The sequence below is a fragment of the Halomonas sp. WWR20 genome (assembly GCF_054602495.1).
Window position 1 is genome coordinate 355,693 of sequence record NZ_JBTRHR010000003.1, and the last position, 13,437, is coordinate 369,129.

A 13,437-nucleotide genomic window follows, 5' to 3' on the forward strand; every position below is an offset into this window, starting at 1 on the left:
GCCCTAGCGCCCTTACGTTGGGGCAATACTGAAAGAGGCAGGCCCAGCAACCGTTACAAGATACTGGATATAACAAGGCCGAAACATTAACAAGGGCTTAGCCCTTCGTCCACTCCAGGATACATAAAGACGTCCCGTAGCCTTGCGAACGCCTCGCGAGGCGCCGGCTAACCTCCTCTGCCCGACCACCTAGCCAAATGTTATCTCTAAACAACACAACCCCGCCGAAGCGGGGTTGTGTTGATCAAACCGACTTTCGTCAGTCAGGCAAGAAAGCTTATTGCTGCGCTTCGCCCAACTCGACACGACGGTTTTCGGCACGCCCTTCAGGCGTTTCGTTGGTTGCGATCGGCTGCTCTTCGCCATAACCGATGGCATTCATACGATCACGGCTAACGCCCTGCGACGCCAGATACTCTTTAACGGATTCAGCGCGGCGCTGCGAAAGTTCCTTGTTGTACGCGGCAGAACCAATTGAGTCGGTATGCCCCTCGAGACGTACACGTACATCTTCATTGGATACGAGCTTTTGAGCCACGTTGTTCAAGATGCTCTCGGCATTCTCAGTCAACCGGGCTGAATCGAACTCGAAGTTGACGTCACGCAGCACGACATCGGCCGGGCAACCCAAAGCGTTGACTTCAGTACCCGCCGGAGTGTCCGGACACTGGTCCTGATAGTCAGGTACGCCATCGCCATCGGAATCAAGCGGGCAGCCCTTGGCGTCAACCTCTACGCCAGCCGGAGTTCCCGGGCACTGGTCCTGATAGTCAGGTACGCCGTCGCTATCCGTGTCCAGAGGACAACCCACCGCATCGACAGCAACGCCTGCCGGCGTATTCGGGCACTGATCACGGTCATCAGGCACACCGTCACCATCAGTGTCGCCAATCGACGCTGAGTAATCTGCACACAACAGCGCTCCTGCCGTTGCGCCTGCCACACCGCCTATGGCTGCACCATCATCTTCATCCGATTCGCTGCTGGTAGCATAACCAATGCCACCACCGATCAGACCACCGGCAATACCGCAGACGAAGGGCTGCTGATACCACGCCTTGTCAGCAGTAGTGCTGCCTGAAGATTGCGTTCCTGAACTGGCACAGCCCGAAAGGCCAACCACCAAGGCAGAACCGAGCAATAAGCCAGTCGTAGATTTTTTCATGTAAGACTCCTTCTTAACACAGCGCTAGTCGTAACAGGGCATTACCCAGCGGGTCCAAGTATAGAATCGGAACCCCGGCGTAGGAAGAAATTTTCTTTCCGCTCGGTGGAGAAGAAAGCATATTCAGCCACACGCAGCTAGTACTTTCGGGGCAAAACATTCAATTTTATCCTAGACCGGAACCCAGCATCGTCCGCTGCTTACATTGACGCAAACAATAGGCCTTTGCAAACTCTTATCGGCGCATATCCGGGCGCGAACATAATCTTTGCCAAGTCATAATCAATCCTGATGGTAACGCAGCAAGCGCTCGAAAATCGCGATGCCGATCTCAAGGAGTTCATCAGGAAAGTCATAATCAGGATAGTGCAAAGGAGGGCATTTCTCACCGCTGCCCAATGTAAACATCGCCCCCTGACCTTGAGCGGCAAGCTGGCCAAAATCCTCGGACCAGCGATGAGCCTTTTCCAGACGATTCACCGTCAGCCCCAATGATTGGGCTACCCGTTCGATCGCATCAACCGCCTGAGCGGCATTACGTGTTGCGGTAAAGTTGTCACACCAATCGATCTCGATGCCCAACTCCTCCTCTTCCGCCTCCGAACGAGCCAGCGAGACGGCCGCTTCAGCCAGTGCGCGCATCATTTCGTCGTTTTCGGTCCGCAGGGTTGCCATGACTTCTGCCTGCCCGGGAGAGGTCCCAAATGCCACCTCCCCCAGACGGGCATGTATAAGCGTCACCATGGCCAATCCCTGATCATGAGGAAGCTGCTGAGGAAGCCGTTTCAACCCCTGCAGAATACGGCACATGGCCATGGCAGGATTACGCCCCAATTCAGGATGCGCGGCGTGCGAACACAACCCTGTCAGACGGATGATCAATCCGCGTGACGCACAGGTAAACGCGCCCTCTTTCAGCGAGACCTCGCCAAGCGGGCGACCGGGCAGGTTATGCAAGGCATAAATCTGATCCGGCTTCAGTTCGGCAAAACGTGGGGAGCCGATTACGGCTCGAGCGCCTTCCCCTGTTTCCTCGGCAGGCTGAAAAAGCAGTACAGTCTCGCCTCGTCGGGGCGGGGCCGTGGCCAGCCGCTGTGCCAGGCCCAGCAATATCGCCATATGCCCATCATGACCGCAACTATGCGCCACATGCGGATGGCACGAAGCCCATGCAGCAGCACTGGTTTCCTGAATCGGCAAGCCATCGAGTTCAGCACGGAACATAATTCTCGGCCCCGCTTCGGCCCCACGAAACACACCCGCGACACCATGTCCGCCCAGCCCGGTAAGGACGGGATCAGCGCCAGCCTCCGCCAGCCACTCGGCAATAAGCTGTGCCGTGGCGGATTCCCGGCCGGATACCTCAGGGCGAGCATGCAAGGCATGCCGGAGTGAGGCTAGCGAAGCGTTTAACAGGCTATCGCGCATGTCACAGTACTCTTATCGGAAAGCATCCTACTTAAAGATCAATGCAAGCTGGCCGGCCAACATCGCTTAAATTCCACGACGGCATGAGCCGCCTCCTGCAAAGGCGTTTGCAGCTCCTCTTCCAACACCCTACGCTCGCGGTCCTCCTCGCGTAGCTGCTGTGAAGACAGGGCCTGACGCGCCGAATGGGTACTCAGGTGCGAGGCTCTGCCGTGCACCTCGGCGAACACATGGAAACTAGACCTTTCCACGAGGCTTGGCTCGATGATTTCCAGCAATACCTTACAACGCAGGGCACCTTCGATCAGGTCAACCTGACCGGCCAGCATGGCTCTGGCAATGACATCGAGGCTCTCCAGACACTTCTCGTTGGCCTGGCGTATCTCGTCACGCCGGAAGGCCTCGCGTCGGCGCACTTCCTTCCACAAATGTGCGGCGTAAATCCCCAGCCCCCCTAAGGTCAGAACCGCCAGGGCCAACAACCCCCAGGCCAGCGACAAGGACATGAATGACTCCTTCTTTGAACAGCGTGACCGTACGTTGCCGGTAAATACAATGCCCTTAAGGCGCTTGGCATTTCACGACATTCCTAACAGCAGTCCTGCCCTCCTGGACTAACGCTTCGTTTTAAAGGTCCTGCGCCAAGCCCCCTGTGCATCGGCACAGGCAATGAAATGCGGGTTGCGCAAGTCTGCTGTCTGGTTATAGTGCAGCGGCTCCAGGCTGGTAGCTTCAAGCACTTGCCCCCCTGCAGCCTCCAGCACCGCTTGGGCGGCAGCGGTATCCCACTCGCATGTAGGCCCGAAGCGCGGGTACACATCGGCCTCGCCTTCGGCGATACGACAGAATTTAAGCGAACTTCCAGCGTTGGAAATTTGAGCCTCAGGAAAAAGCGCCATAAAAGCCTGAGTTTCAGCATCCAGATGCGAGCGGCTGGCGACAATCCGCAAAGGCTGTTGTGAAGCGACCGCTATCGGCACCCGTGCCGCCTGCTCGTAACGCCAAGCCCCTAGCCCGGCGCCTCCGCCCCAGGAGATGCCCAGCGCCGGGGCATGTACGGCACCCAGCACCGCATCATGGCCTTCGATCAAGGCAATGTTGACCGTGTACTGCCCCGAGTCGCCGAGAAACTCTCGAGTGCCGTCCAAGGGATCAACCAGCCAGTAACGCGGCCACTGGCGGCGCTCCTCCCACGCGATTTCCGCCTGTTCCTCCGAAAGGATCGGGATCTCCGGGGCCAAGCGTCTCAGCCCTCTCATCAGAACGTCATTGGCTGCCAGATCTGCCGCCGTGACTGGGCTGTCATCGTCCTTCAGTTGCGTATCCAGCTGCTCACGATGTATGGCCAGAATAGCGTCACCTGCCTCTCGGCACAGCGCCATCATGTCATCAAGCATAGCGATTGTCGGCTTCATCTTTTCCCTCAGGTTCGCGACTCCGGTCATCCCCGTGCCGGCAAGGCACGTTACCTGTCCGCTATCGAGACCACAACCAAGCCCTCCATTAGACCAATGGCTAAGGGATAAAACCGCCAGGACCCCTAGGACTTAAGTAGAATACCGCACCCACTTACCAACTGCCTGATGGGAGATTTTCATGAATGAGGCCGCTACGCCCGACCCGGCATCCCCTTCACTCGCCTCGCGCATCGGCCTATGGCTGGGACCTGCCTGGGTCCTCATAACACTGTTGCTGCCGGCTCCCGCCGGGATGAGCGATCCCGCCTGGGCGTGTGTCGGCCTGTCGCTATTAATGGCGACGTGGTGGGCCACCGAGGCCATTCCCATCCCTGCCACCTCGTTGGTGCCTATTATCCTGGTCCCGGCGCTCGGCATCGGCGAACTTGGCGCGACGACGGCGAGTTATGCCAATCCGATTATCTTCCTGTTTCTCGGCGGGTTTCTCCTGGGTATCGGAATGCAGCGCTGGAACCTGCATCGCCGTATCGCCCTGAAAGTCCTGCAGGTTGTCGGCCAACAGCCCAAGCGCCAAATTGCCGGTTTCATGATTGCCACCGGTTTTCTCAGCATGTGGGTATCCAACACCGCCACCAGCATCATGATGCTGCCGATTGGCATGTCGGTTATCAGCCTACTGGGGGATCATGACGAACAGGAAATGGCACGTTATGCCACGGCTTTGCTGTTGGCTATTGCCTATGCGGCCAGTATCGGTGGCATTGCCACGCTTATCGGCACACCGCCCAATGCCTTGCTTGCCGGCTACTTATCCGACAGCCAAGGGATCGATATCGGGTTTGCCCAGTGGATGGTGATCGGGCTCCCTGTCAGTATCGTCATGATGATCGTCACCTGGTGGTGGCTGACACGCGGCGGCTTCAAGCTGAGCGCTGTCGAAGACAGTGGCCAGATGATCCGTGATGAACTTGGCAAGCTTGGCGCAATGACACCGGCGGAACGTCGTGTGGGACTGGTCTTCCTGCTGGCGGCTATCGCCTGGATATTCCGCCCCATGCTCAATCAAGCCGGTATCGGCTGGCTATCCGACACTGTGGTGGCCTTGATTGCAGGTATCGCCCTGTTCCTGATCCCCAGCGGCACTCAAGCCAACACCCGCCTCATTGACTGGGACGATGCGCAGAAACTGCCGTGGGGTGTGCTATTGCTGTTTGGCGGCGGACTAGCCCTGGCCGGCGCCATCAAGAGTTCAGGTCTCGCAGAATGGATCGCCGAACAGCTATCGGTATTCGGCGCCTTGCCGCTGTTGCTGTTGATCGGCATCATCGTGCTGGTCATTATCTTCCTGACCGAGGTGACATCCAATACCGCCACGGCAGCAGCCTTCCTACCATTGCTTGGTGCGCTGGCGTTGTCACTGGACATGAATCCGCTACTGGTCACCGTGCCGGCGGCCATTGCCGCCAGTTGCGCGTTCATGATGCCGGTAGCCACACCGCCTAACGCCATCGTCTTTGCCACTGGACATATGAAAATCCAGTCGATGATCCGGGCGGGCCTGTTTCTTAACATCGCCGGCACCATACTCGTCACGCTACTGACGGTGGCATTGATTCAACTGGTCTGGCTCTGACCCCTACCGCAGGGGCTGAAATGACACGGGGCCAGCACATGCCGGCCCCGTTTTGCATCCGAGCTACCGGCTCAGAACAGCCAACCCGCCTGATAATAATGATCGAGCAGCAGTATCCCAAAAACGCCCAGAATATAGCGGATCGAAAACCAGAATGCAGCCAGAGGCGCCTGAGAGTCGTGACCTCGCCAGACCTTCCAGTTCCAGAACATGAACCTCGCATTCAACGCCACAATTGCGGCCAGATAGGGCCACCTACTCATGCCCACCGCAAAGGGGAGCAACGTGACGGCAACGGTCAACCAGCCATAAAGCCATATCTGCAACCGGGTGAAGGCTTCGCCATGCGTCACGGGCAGCATAGGCACGCCCGCATGGGCGTACTCTTTCCGTTTGTGAATGGCCAGCGCCCAGAAGTGTGGCGGTATCCAGGCAAAAACGATCAGCACCAGCAGTAGACTTTCAGCACTGACCTCTCCAGTGACTGCCGTCCAGCCGAGCAATGGCGGCGCGGCCGATCCCCGCCAACCCGAAAAGCACCTTGTCAAGCGGAGGAACCACTAGCGTAGCCAGCGCCATGCCGACCCCGGCACAGACCAGCATGACCATTACCACACGCGGCTTACCCAGCGCCATCAGACCCCGCCAGGTCCAGGCCCGAGCAAGGGGCGATTAAAAGCCGCGATGATGACGTCACGCATGTGCAATTTCTGCTTGTGGTCCGACCCTGGCGATACTCCCTGCATGTCGCGCAGTAGCACTACGCCAGATCCCCAACGTCACTATCAGCACTAAGCATGCCGCACCGGCGGTGTGCGCCAGGGCCAATCCCAATGGCAGCCATAGCAGTACATTGGCGATACCAATGGTGGCTTGTAATAGGTAAGTCAATAACAAGATAACGGTATATTTTCGCCATGCATGATCTTGTCGATAACGCCAGGCCAGCAGAATGATGCCCAACCCCAGCATCAAAGCTCCCAGACGATGTGCGACATGAATCGCCGTGCGCGCCTCGGCATGCAGTTGCCCATGCAAGTAGTTGGGGCCGATCGTCTGAGTCAGATGAAAACCCTCACTCCAGTCCATGGCCGGCCACCACTGTGTGGTACAGGTCGGAAATCCCTGGCACGCCATCCCTGCGTAATTGCTGGATGTCCATCCCCCCAAGGCGATCTGTAGTATCAGCAAGCAACCTACAACGCACCATAAGATGCCGGGACGATGCAGCACCGGAGGTGAATTAGAATCCTGATAACGCAGCCGCAAGTGCAACCATAGGAACAGGGTCATGATGGTTAGCCCGCCCAGCAGATGCAGCATCACGACCTGAGGCCAAAGCCGGAGCGTGACGGTAAAGGCACCGAAGGCGCCCTGCACCAGGACGGCACATAACAGCGTCAAGGTTATCTTCCATGGATACCCGGGCTGGCGTCGCCGCCCCCACCCCAGACCGGTCAGCAAAAGCGCTAAGATGCCCAATCCTGAGGCGACATAACGATGCAGCATTTCCGCCCATGCCTTGGTCGGTTCAAAAGGCATTCCCGACATATGCAGCCCCGCCACGCCTGCGTCGGGCACGACCAAGCGTCCATAGCAGCCGGGCCAATCAGGACAACCAAGCCCAGCGTCCATCAATCGCGTGCCGGCACCCAACAAGATAACTGTCAGCGTCAACGCCACACCTAGCAAACTGATATTTCGCGCCCAACGCGGCGTATCTTGAGGTTCATGCTCGTGACGGGAAGTCTTGGAAACGTCTCGGCTCACACGACGAGCATCGAATCGGGATGAGAAAGTCTGACCTTCGCTGTCCATGGCGACTGCCCTTACTGTTCACGTTGCTTGCCTACCTTTAACCTCTAGTCACCGGCGGGCCGGAACGCAACCCGTCATAATTTAGAAGTTACCTATGTAGAAGGTAGTGCATCGCCTGGAGCAGGATTGGCCTACTCGCACAGTCAGCGCCTGAATGTGCTGGGCTTCCTGAGTCGTCAGGGCAAACTGATCTATCACACGACGATGGCGACCATCACCACCGACGTGGTCATCGGGGCCTTCGACCGCCTGGTTGCCCAGAAGCCGCCGGATGTCTTTGCCATCGTGGTGCTGGACAACGCCAGTGTCCATCGCTCGGCTCGCTTCCAGCGCAAGCGACTGGACTGGCTAAACCAGCGGGTTCATGTCGTCTATCTCTCGACGTATTCGCCAGAACTGAACCTGATCGAAATTTTCTGGCGCAAGGTCAAGTACGAGTGGTTGCCATTGACGGCTTATGAAAGCTTCTCGTCCTTGAGAGACCATGTCCACAAGGTGCTGTCAGGCTATGGTGAAGAGTACCGGATAACTTTTTTATAGGTACTTAGCATCCGGAGCGTAAATGCCTATTCTTGGCTAGGTTTGTCTGAAAAATGTCTGCGCTCGACCACACTGCGTTAAAAATCTGCCCAAGGTACTCATTACACCGCGTAAACTCGCGTGCGAGCCCAGTCCGTTCTTTCGCCGATTCTTGCCTTGTCTGGGCGTCGTTCGTCGACTTTTCAGCCAAGACCCAACATTTAAAAACAGCGATATTTACTTCAGGTATCGCGAATCAAAGTCCAAACAGGCTGACCAAAGGCGGCAGTAGAAAAGCCGTCAACAATCCCGTCAGCCCCATCGATAAGCCTGCAAACGCGCCTGCTAAAGCACCGATTGAGGCGAAACTATATGCGGTGCCGAAGCCGTGCGCCGCAAGGCCCATGGTAAACCCTTGCACACTCGGGTCACGGACGTTCACGACTCGAAAAATAATCGGTGCTAGTGCGCAGCCTACCGCGCCTGTTATCAGTACCAGGCCCGCGGCCAAGGAAGGTATGCCCCCCAGCTTTTCGGCGATACCCATGGCAATAGGAGAAGTGACGGACTTAGGGGCAAGTGTCAGCACTGTTTCGGCACGCGCCCCAAGCAACACTGCAATACCGACGCTAGACACCACAGCCGTTATAATGCCTGCAACACAGGCAACAACTATCGGCACCAGCATGCGCCTGACACGATCAAGATGATCATAAAGGGGAATAGCCAACGCTACCGTTGCCGGCCCAAGCAGGAAATGGATGAACTGAGCCCCCTCAAAGTATGTAGCATACTGCGTGCCTGTCGATACCAGGAACACGATGAGCAGAAAAATCGCGACCAACACGGGATGCAGAAAAGGGGTTCCCCCTGCCCACTTGTTGATACGGGTTGCCATGACGAACGCGACCAGCGTTGCCAATAAATGCAACAAGGGACTCGCGGCAAGATATACCCAGAGCTGATCTAACACGGCAACATTCATCGAGGTTTTTCCTCAGCCGCCGGAGAGTGTTCGTCGGTAAGCCCTCGATTGAGCCATTCCATGAGTTTTGCCGTTACTGCCATGGTAATGGCGGTGGACAACACCAGCGTAATGATAAGTGTCCAGAAATCGGCCCGGATCAGCTCGAAGTGCGTCATCATGCCCACCCCGGCAGGTACGAATAGCAATGTCAAGTAACGTAACAGCCCTTCGCCGGTGTAACGTAACCCGTCCGGAACACGGCCATTGCCCATCAGCCCAATCAGTAACAAGGCCATGCCTATTACCGGTCCCGGTACCGGAAGCCCAAGGGCACGGACCAGTAATTCGCCCACGAACTGGCAGCCTAAAAGAATGCTCATGCCGATGATTAATGGCACCGTTGCTCTCCTTGAATCCTTCGCAAGCATCCATTGTATATCCTTCGTCTAACGCGGCACGAGCCATTCGTAGCAGCTGAGGTGGGCCAGGCATGTCGAGTCGCATAATGCAGCGCTAGTGACCGAAGCCTCATCCAACTGGCCAAGCGATTGAAAGAAAAGCGTAAACGAGGCTTTTCATTTTCCATGAGTCCGGGTACTATATGCAGCGTTCCACGGGGGAGGCCACGAGGCCAATATTGTGGGATTGGCAAGCGGAGCGTGGCGCAGCTTGGTAGCGCGCTGCAATGGGGTTGCAGAGGTCGCAGGTTCGAATCCTGTCGCTCCGACCAGAATAGTTAGTAAAAACCGCCACTTACGGATCATTCCGGGTGGCGGTTTTTCGTTGTGCCTTATACTGGGTAGCAAATAGGTAACTGTAAGAGGCCAGATGATACATTAAGCATAGGAGCTACCTCTTTGTGGCGGTTGACCGTGCCACACGCTGAAACTATCTGGAGGTTCGTCAATATCAAGATACCCAAGATGCCGCGGTCCTCCTGCACATGTCGTGAGCGAGCACCGTTCGGGATCACGACCCCGCTGCCGGATAGCGGCAAAGCTTTTAACGACCGTTTCACCACCGGAGGCGAGAGAACGCCCAGCGGCAGGCACCGGCTAGATTGATTTGTCGCCAGCGTGGCATCGACCCTCAACTGATTCCGCCTTCCCTTCCGCAGACCAAAGGCATGGTCGAGCATTTCAGCGGTTGCACAAGCTCCTCTCACGACACCAACTTCTTTGTCAGCACTAAGATATTTGCGTCACTAGCCATACGAATTACATTACATGGCTGCTGAGCGGTCACACCTATAGCGATCGGGGTAAAGCATAGCGCTACCACACTCACTGCTCCTTGAAGAAAAACCCGACGATCCATAACATCCAGTGCTCCATTTACGCTGTGCTGTTTGTCACTCTGCATCATTAATCCCTTAATGAGCATTTTTGTATATAGATGACCTACCAATAATAGCAACAACACTACTGAAACCGGAATGCAGCAGCCGATAATTTCTTTCGGTTGCCCGTAGCATTACTAATGGTTAAACCATTATTCTTATTTACCGTGATAACAACACCTTTAATGGCATTGGTTATTGGCACTATGTAATCGGCATCACCTGAACGACTCACCATATACTTCGCTTGTGACTGGCCACCTATATAAGAGCCCAGCGTTACGGTTAACAGATAAAAAGAAGCTTCGTTGGGCATATCCAAATCTAGAACTACACTCCCCTCCGACACATATTCGGTAGTGCCTGACTGCGTGTAAAACTTTTCTGCTTTTAAATCTCCGCCGACCTCCAAACTGTTGTAAATTTTCTCAGGCTCAATGATATGCTGCAGTAAGGAATCAGGGTTTGACTCACCAATACTATTAACACCAAATTTTATCTACCCAAGATTATTACCGTCATTGCGAATTATATCTATGCAACCCTTAATCGTATTACCATAAATAGATATATTTTTGTTCCAGAAAGCCCTAAAAAACCCAGCGATTCCGGATACTGTATTAGCCGTAACGGTAATATCCTTTGCTACAAAAGCGTAAATGAAATAGCAATTTTTCAGCGGTGCAAAACCAGGCATCAGATATACAGAATTCCCTGTGATTGTTGCGCCAGCATATGCACGTCCTCCATCGACCGTTCCATCTCCTCCTAGATTAAAAACAGCATGATGGGTTGGGTTTATTATAGTGTTTCCTGTAGCCGTTAGCCCACTTGAGCCAATCAGGTTGCTAGAGCTTTCCCCATGGTTAAGGTCTGCATGACCATGAAATAGCAACCCACCACCGTAAACGGTATTACCAGAAAACGGCACACTAACACAATTAAAAAGATCAAAAAAATTATGAGGGGTATCACCATTTGCAGCGTCTTCCGTATTATTTGATATAGTGATATTTGTTGTTTTTGTAATCTGACAATACTCATAATTCTTCACCTCTGTATATACACAATTCCCTATAAACCGAACATTAGCCGAACCACGACCTACAACCGGAACCGTATCGAACACGCCTCCATTGAGACGGAAAACATATCCATTACCGCATCCCATAAAACGACAATGGGCTATCATAGTGTTATGACTATGATGGATATGAAACGTTTTCGGAGCCTGTCCTGTCGTGCCTCTATCCGATGTTACCAATACACTAGATATATAAGCGCTATTTATCGAAGTCTGCGCATCAGAACCGGGATGTGTGCCGAAGCTCGTAATGCTTTTCCCAAAAACTCCTGCAGCGGTAAATCCTATGAAATCACACCGATTTATTTCAACATAGTCCATACAACCGTTAGCGTGAATGCATCGAGTAGCAAAATAATCGTCAAGATTAATAAACCTAACCCCTGATATTACCAGCCGCCTTTTTAGTTTGCTGTAATTCTCGCCTTGCATGGGAAAGTGGAACTGTGTATGGGCTGATAGAGTTTGATCTTTGGTTAAGCCCTTCCCCCCCATCCTGAACAATAGATATTACATGAACCTACATTTCCGCGAATATTAACATCAAGATCTTCTAAAGCATTAATAGTCTTTCCTGAAAGGAAATAATTACCGCTACCCAAGTCAAGCCGCAGGCCTAGCTGCTGTGAAACCCTAAGCGCTCTTTCAAAAATATTTGTACAATCTATTGCGGGAACATACTGGCCATTATCAAACACGGCACTAGCCAGCGGATTAAAGTCCTTGATATACACAACATCATTATCTTTAGCCCCGTTACCGATAGCAATCTCTATAGCGATTAATTCATCCTTCTCTTGTGCTAAGAGAGTAATACTCTGATTCACTTTATCATATTGCCATGCATCATCATTAATGTGCAAATAGACATTATCACGTTTAATTTTTAATGAAAATCCTATTCTTGTTGGATCGACAACATCACCAACCAAATCTACCAAGAAGACAATATTCTCTCCCGTTATAAGCGGCTTGGGCAGATAAGCTATTTTGGCAGGCTCCTGCATCGCCACACGACGAGCAATCTCGGAAAGAGTAACTTGATCAGGCTTAGGAAGAAAACTGGTACCCTGTGCCACTATCTTTAATGCCCCAATATCTTCTATATCAAGGAACTTGACCGGGATAGTATAATTACGACCAGAGGAAGAAACATGCAAATCATATAAACCGTTCGGTGCGGCAAATTGGATTTGCCCATTTTCATCGGCAGCAAATGGATTGATTAAAACATTACCGTTACGGTCATGCAGGCTCGCAGCCAACTGCATCGTATTAGGTAAATAGACATGAACCCTAGCGCCGGGGATTACGTTTCCTTTCTCATCTTGCGCAAAAAAGGTTTTTAGCTCCATATTTTCCCCAAAGCGAAGTTAGTATACTACTAAAAGATGAACCATGTTAGCCAAGCTTAAAACTCCACGCATCGGCAGCCTGCACTAATTTATAGTGGACGTTCTCAAAAGCCTCACGGCTTTTATGGTATGGATCAGGAATTTCTATGCCCTTGCCTCCTTGACCAAGCCAGTGCCCCAAATAATAATGTCTTTTCGATAGCCGAAGGTAGAAGCTTGCGGATAGCATGCCGCTGACTTTCACTCATACTAGGACCACGTCGGCTTGCTGTATCATCTCTACGGTAACTTGCCGTGCTTGATGCTGGCCCGCTTCTAGCCTCTCTGCCTCGAGGTAGGGCATACGAATCTTAAGCAGAGCCTGTGCTACAGGTCTACGGCAGACATTTCCTTTACAGACGATGAGTGTATTCAATAATTTCATGAAAATTTTTTTAAATAGAGCATTTTTTTTAACCTCACGCATGAGTCATACGATGTTAAAAACGATAGATTACGGTTACAACCCTAACCTAAAGCTCACAAAGCGCAATAGGTTTAGCACCAAACTTTTTTCTATTTAAAAAATCATTCTCTCTTTTCGCAAAGAGATTATGTGTAATAATAAAGTCTAGGGTTTCCCATGCTATACGATCGGCATATTTACTGGCTTTATCTCCCCCTCCGCTGGGTCAAGCGCTCCCTGACTTGTTGGGCGATCGGGGCAACGAT

At 53.2% G+C, this 13,437-nt stretch carries 14 protein-coding genes and 1 tRNA gene; 3 read left to right on the forward strand and 12 right to left on the reverse strand.

Going from position 1 to position 13,437, the window contains the following annotated elements; translation table 11 throughout:
• Positions 1-277 precede the first annotated feature (277 nt).
• From ACW4DH_RS08110 to cysQ, 4 genes are all read right to left on the reverse strand, one after another.
• Entirely contained in the window at positions 278-1,165 is an 888-nt protein-coding gene (locus ACW4DH_RS08110; RefSeq protein ID WP_459635866.1) for an OmpA family protein, read from the reverse strand.
• Between the two features lie 282 nt (positions 1,166-1,447).
• Positions 1,448-2,593 carry an amidohydrolase gene (locus ACW4DH_RS08115; protein ID WP_459635867.1) on the reverse strand — a complete coding sequence of 382 codons (1,146 nt, stop codon included), beginning with the start codon at positions 2,591-2,593 and terminating at the stop codon, positions 1,448-1,450.
• A 38-nt stretch (positions 2,594-2,631) separates the two neighbouring features.
• Positions 2,632-3,099 (reverse strand): DUF2489 domain-containing protein, encoded by a 468-nt coding sequence (locus tag ACW4DH_RS08120; RefSeq protein WP_459635868.1) that lies wholly within the window; start codon positions 3,097-3,099, stop codon positions 2,632-2,634.
• Positions 3,100-3,207: 108 nt separating this feature from the next.
• Entirely contained in the window at positions 3,208-4,008 is an 801-nt protein-coding gene (gene cysQ, locus ACW4DH_RS08125) for a 3'(2'),5'-bisphosphate nucleotidase CysQ (RefSeq protein WP_459635869.1), read from the reverse strand.
• A 181-nt stretch (positions 4,009-4,189) separates the two neighbouring features.
• Here cysQ and ACW4DH_RS08130 point away from each other — a divergent pair, with 181 nt between their 5' ends.
• The gene (locus ACW4DH_RS08130; protein WP_459635870.1) at positions 4,190-5,644 is read left to right on the forward strand and encodes an SLC13 family permease; all 1,455 of its coding nucleotides are present in this window, start codon (positions 4,190-4,192) and stop codon (positions 5,642-5,644) included.
• Positions 5,645-5,715: 71 nt separating this feature from the next.
• Here ACW4DH_RS08130 and ACW4DH_RS08135 read toward each other — a convergent pair whose 3' ends face one another.
• Genes ACW4DH_RS08135 through ACW4DH_RS08145 form a run of 3 tightly spaced genes read right to left on the reverse strand, consistent with a single transcriptional unit; the run spans position 5,716 to position 7,414 of the window.
• A complete protein-coding gene (locus tag ACW4DH_RS08135) occupies positions 5,716-6,147 on the reverse strand; it encodes a UbiA family prenyltransferase (protein WP_459635871.1) in 432 nt (143 codons plus the stop codon).
• Complete coding sequence (locus ACW4DH_RS08140; protein ID WP_459635872.1) at positions 6,107-6,280, reverse strand: hypothetical protein; 174 nt, start codon at positions 6,278-6,280, stop codon at positions 6,107-6,109. Before ACW4DH_RS08140 ends, ACW4DH_RS08135 begins: the two co-directional genes overlap by 41 nt.
• 57 nt (positions 6,281-6,337) lie before the next feature.
• Entirely contained in the window at positions 6,338-7,414 is a 1,077-nt protein-coding gene (locus tag ACW4DH_RS08145) for a COX15/CtaA family protein (protein WP_459635873.1), read from the reverse strand.
• Positions 7,415-7,588: 174 nt separating this feature from the next.
• Between ACW4DH_RS08145 and ACW4DH_RS08150 the strand changes: the two genes are divergently transcribed.
• Positions 7,589-8,002, forward strand: coding sequence for a transposase (locus ACW4DH_RS08150; protein ID WP_459635874.1), 414 nt, complete (start codon positions 7,589-7,591; stop codon positions 8,000-8,002).
• 235 nt (positions 8,003-8,237) lie between these two features.
• Here ACW4DH_RS08150 and ACW4DH_RS08155 read toward each other — a convergent pair whose 3' ends face one another.
• Entirely contained in the window at positions 8,238-8,966 is a 729-nt protein-coding gene (locus tag ACW4DH_RS08155) for an LrgB family protein (RefSeq protein WP_459635875.1), read from the reverse strand.
• Positions 8,963-9,376, reverse strand: coding sequence for a CidA/LrgA family protein (locus tag ACW4DH_RS08160; protein WP_459635876.1), 414 nt, complete (start codon positions 9,374-9,376; stop codon positions 8,963-8,965). The genes ACW4DH_RS08155 and ACW4DH_RS08160 overlap by 4 nt, the downstream gene beginning before the upstream one ends.
• Positions 9,377-9,601: 225 nt before the next feature.
• Here ACW4DH_RS08160 and ACW4DH_RS08165 point away from each other — a divergent pair.
• Positions 9,602-9,678 (forward strand) — tRNA-Pro (locus ACW4DH_RS08165).
• A 691-nt stretch (positions 9,679-10,369) separates the two neighbouring features.
• Here the strand turns inward: ACW4DH_RS08165 and ACW4DH_RS08170 are convergent.
• From ACW4DH_RS08170 to ACW4DH_RS08180, 3 genes are all read right to left on the reverse strand, one after another.
• Positions 10,370-10,603 carry a hypothetical protein gene (locus ACW4DH_RS08170; protein ID WP_459635877.1) on the reverse strand — a complete coding sequence of 78 codons (234 nt, stop codon included), beginning with the start codon at positions 10,601-10,603 and terminating at the stop codon, positions 10,370-10,372.
• Positions 10,604-10,786: 183 nt separating this feature from the next.
• Positions 10,787-11,416 (reverse strand): hypothetical protein, encoded by a 630-nt coding sequence (locus ACW4DH_RS08175; protein WP_459635878.1) that lies wholly within the window; start codon positions 11,414-11,416, stop codon positions 10,787-10,789.
• Positions 11,417-11,847: 431 nt separating this feature from the next.
• A complete protein-coding gene (locus ACW4DH_RS08180) occupies positions 11,848-12,726 on the reverse strand; it encodes a hypothetical protein (RefSeq protein WP_459635879.1) in 879 nt (292 codons plus the stop codon).
• Positions 12,727-13,437 lie beyond the last annotated feature (711 nt).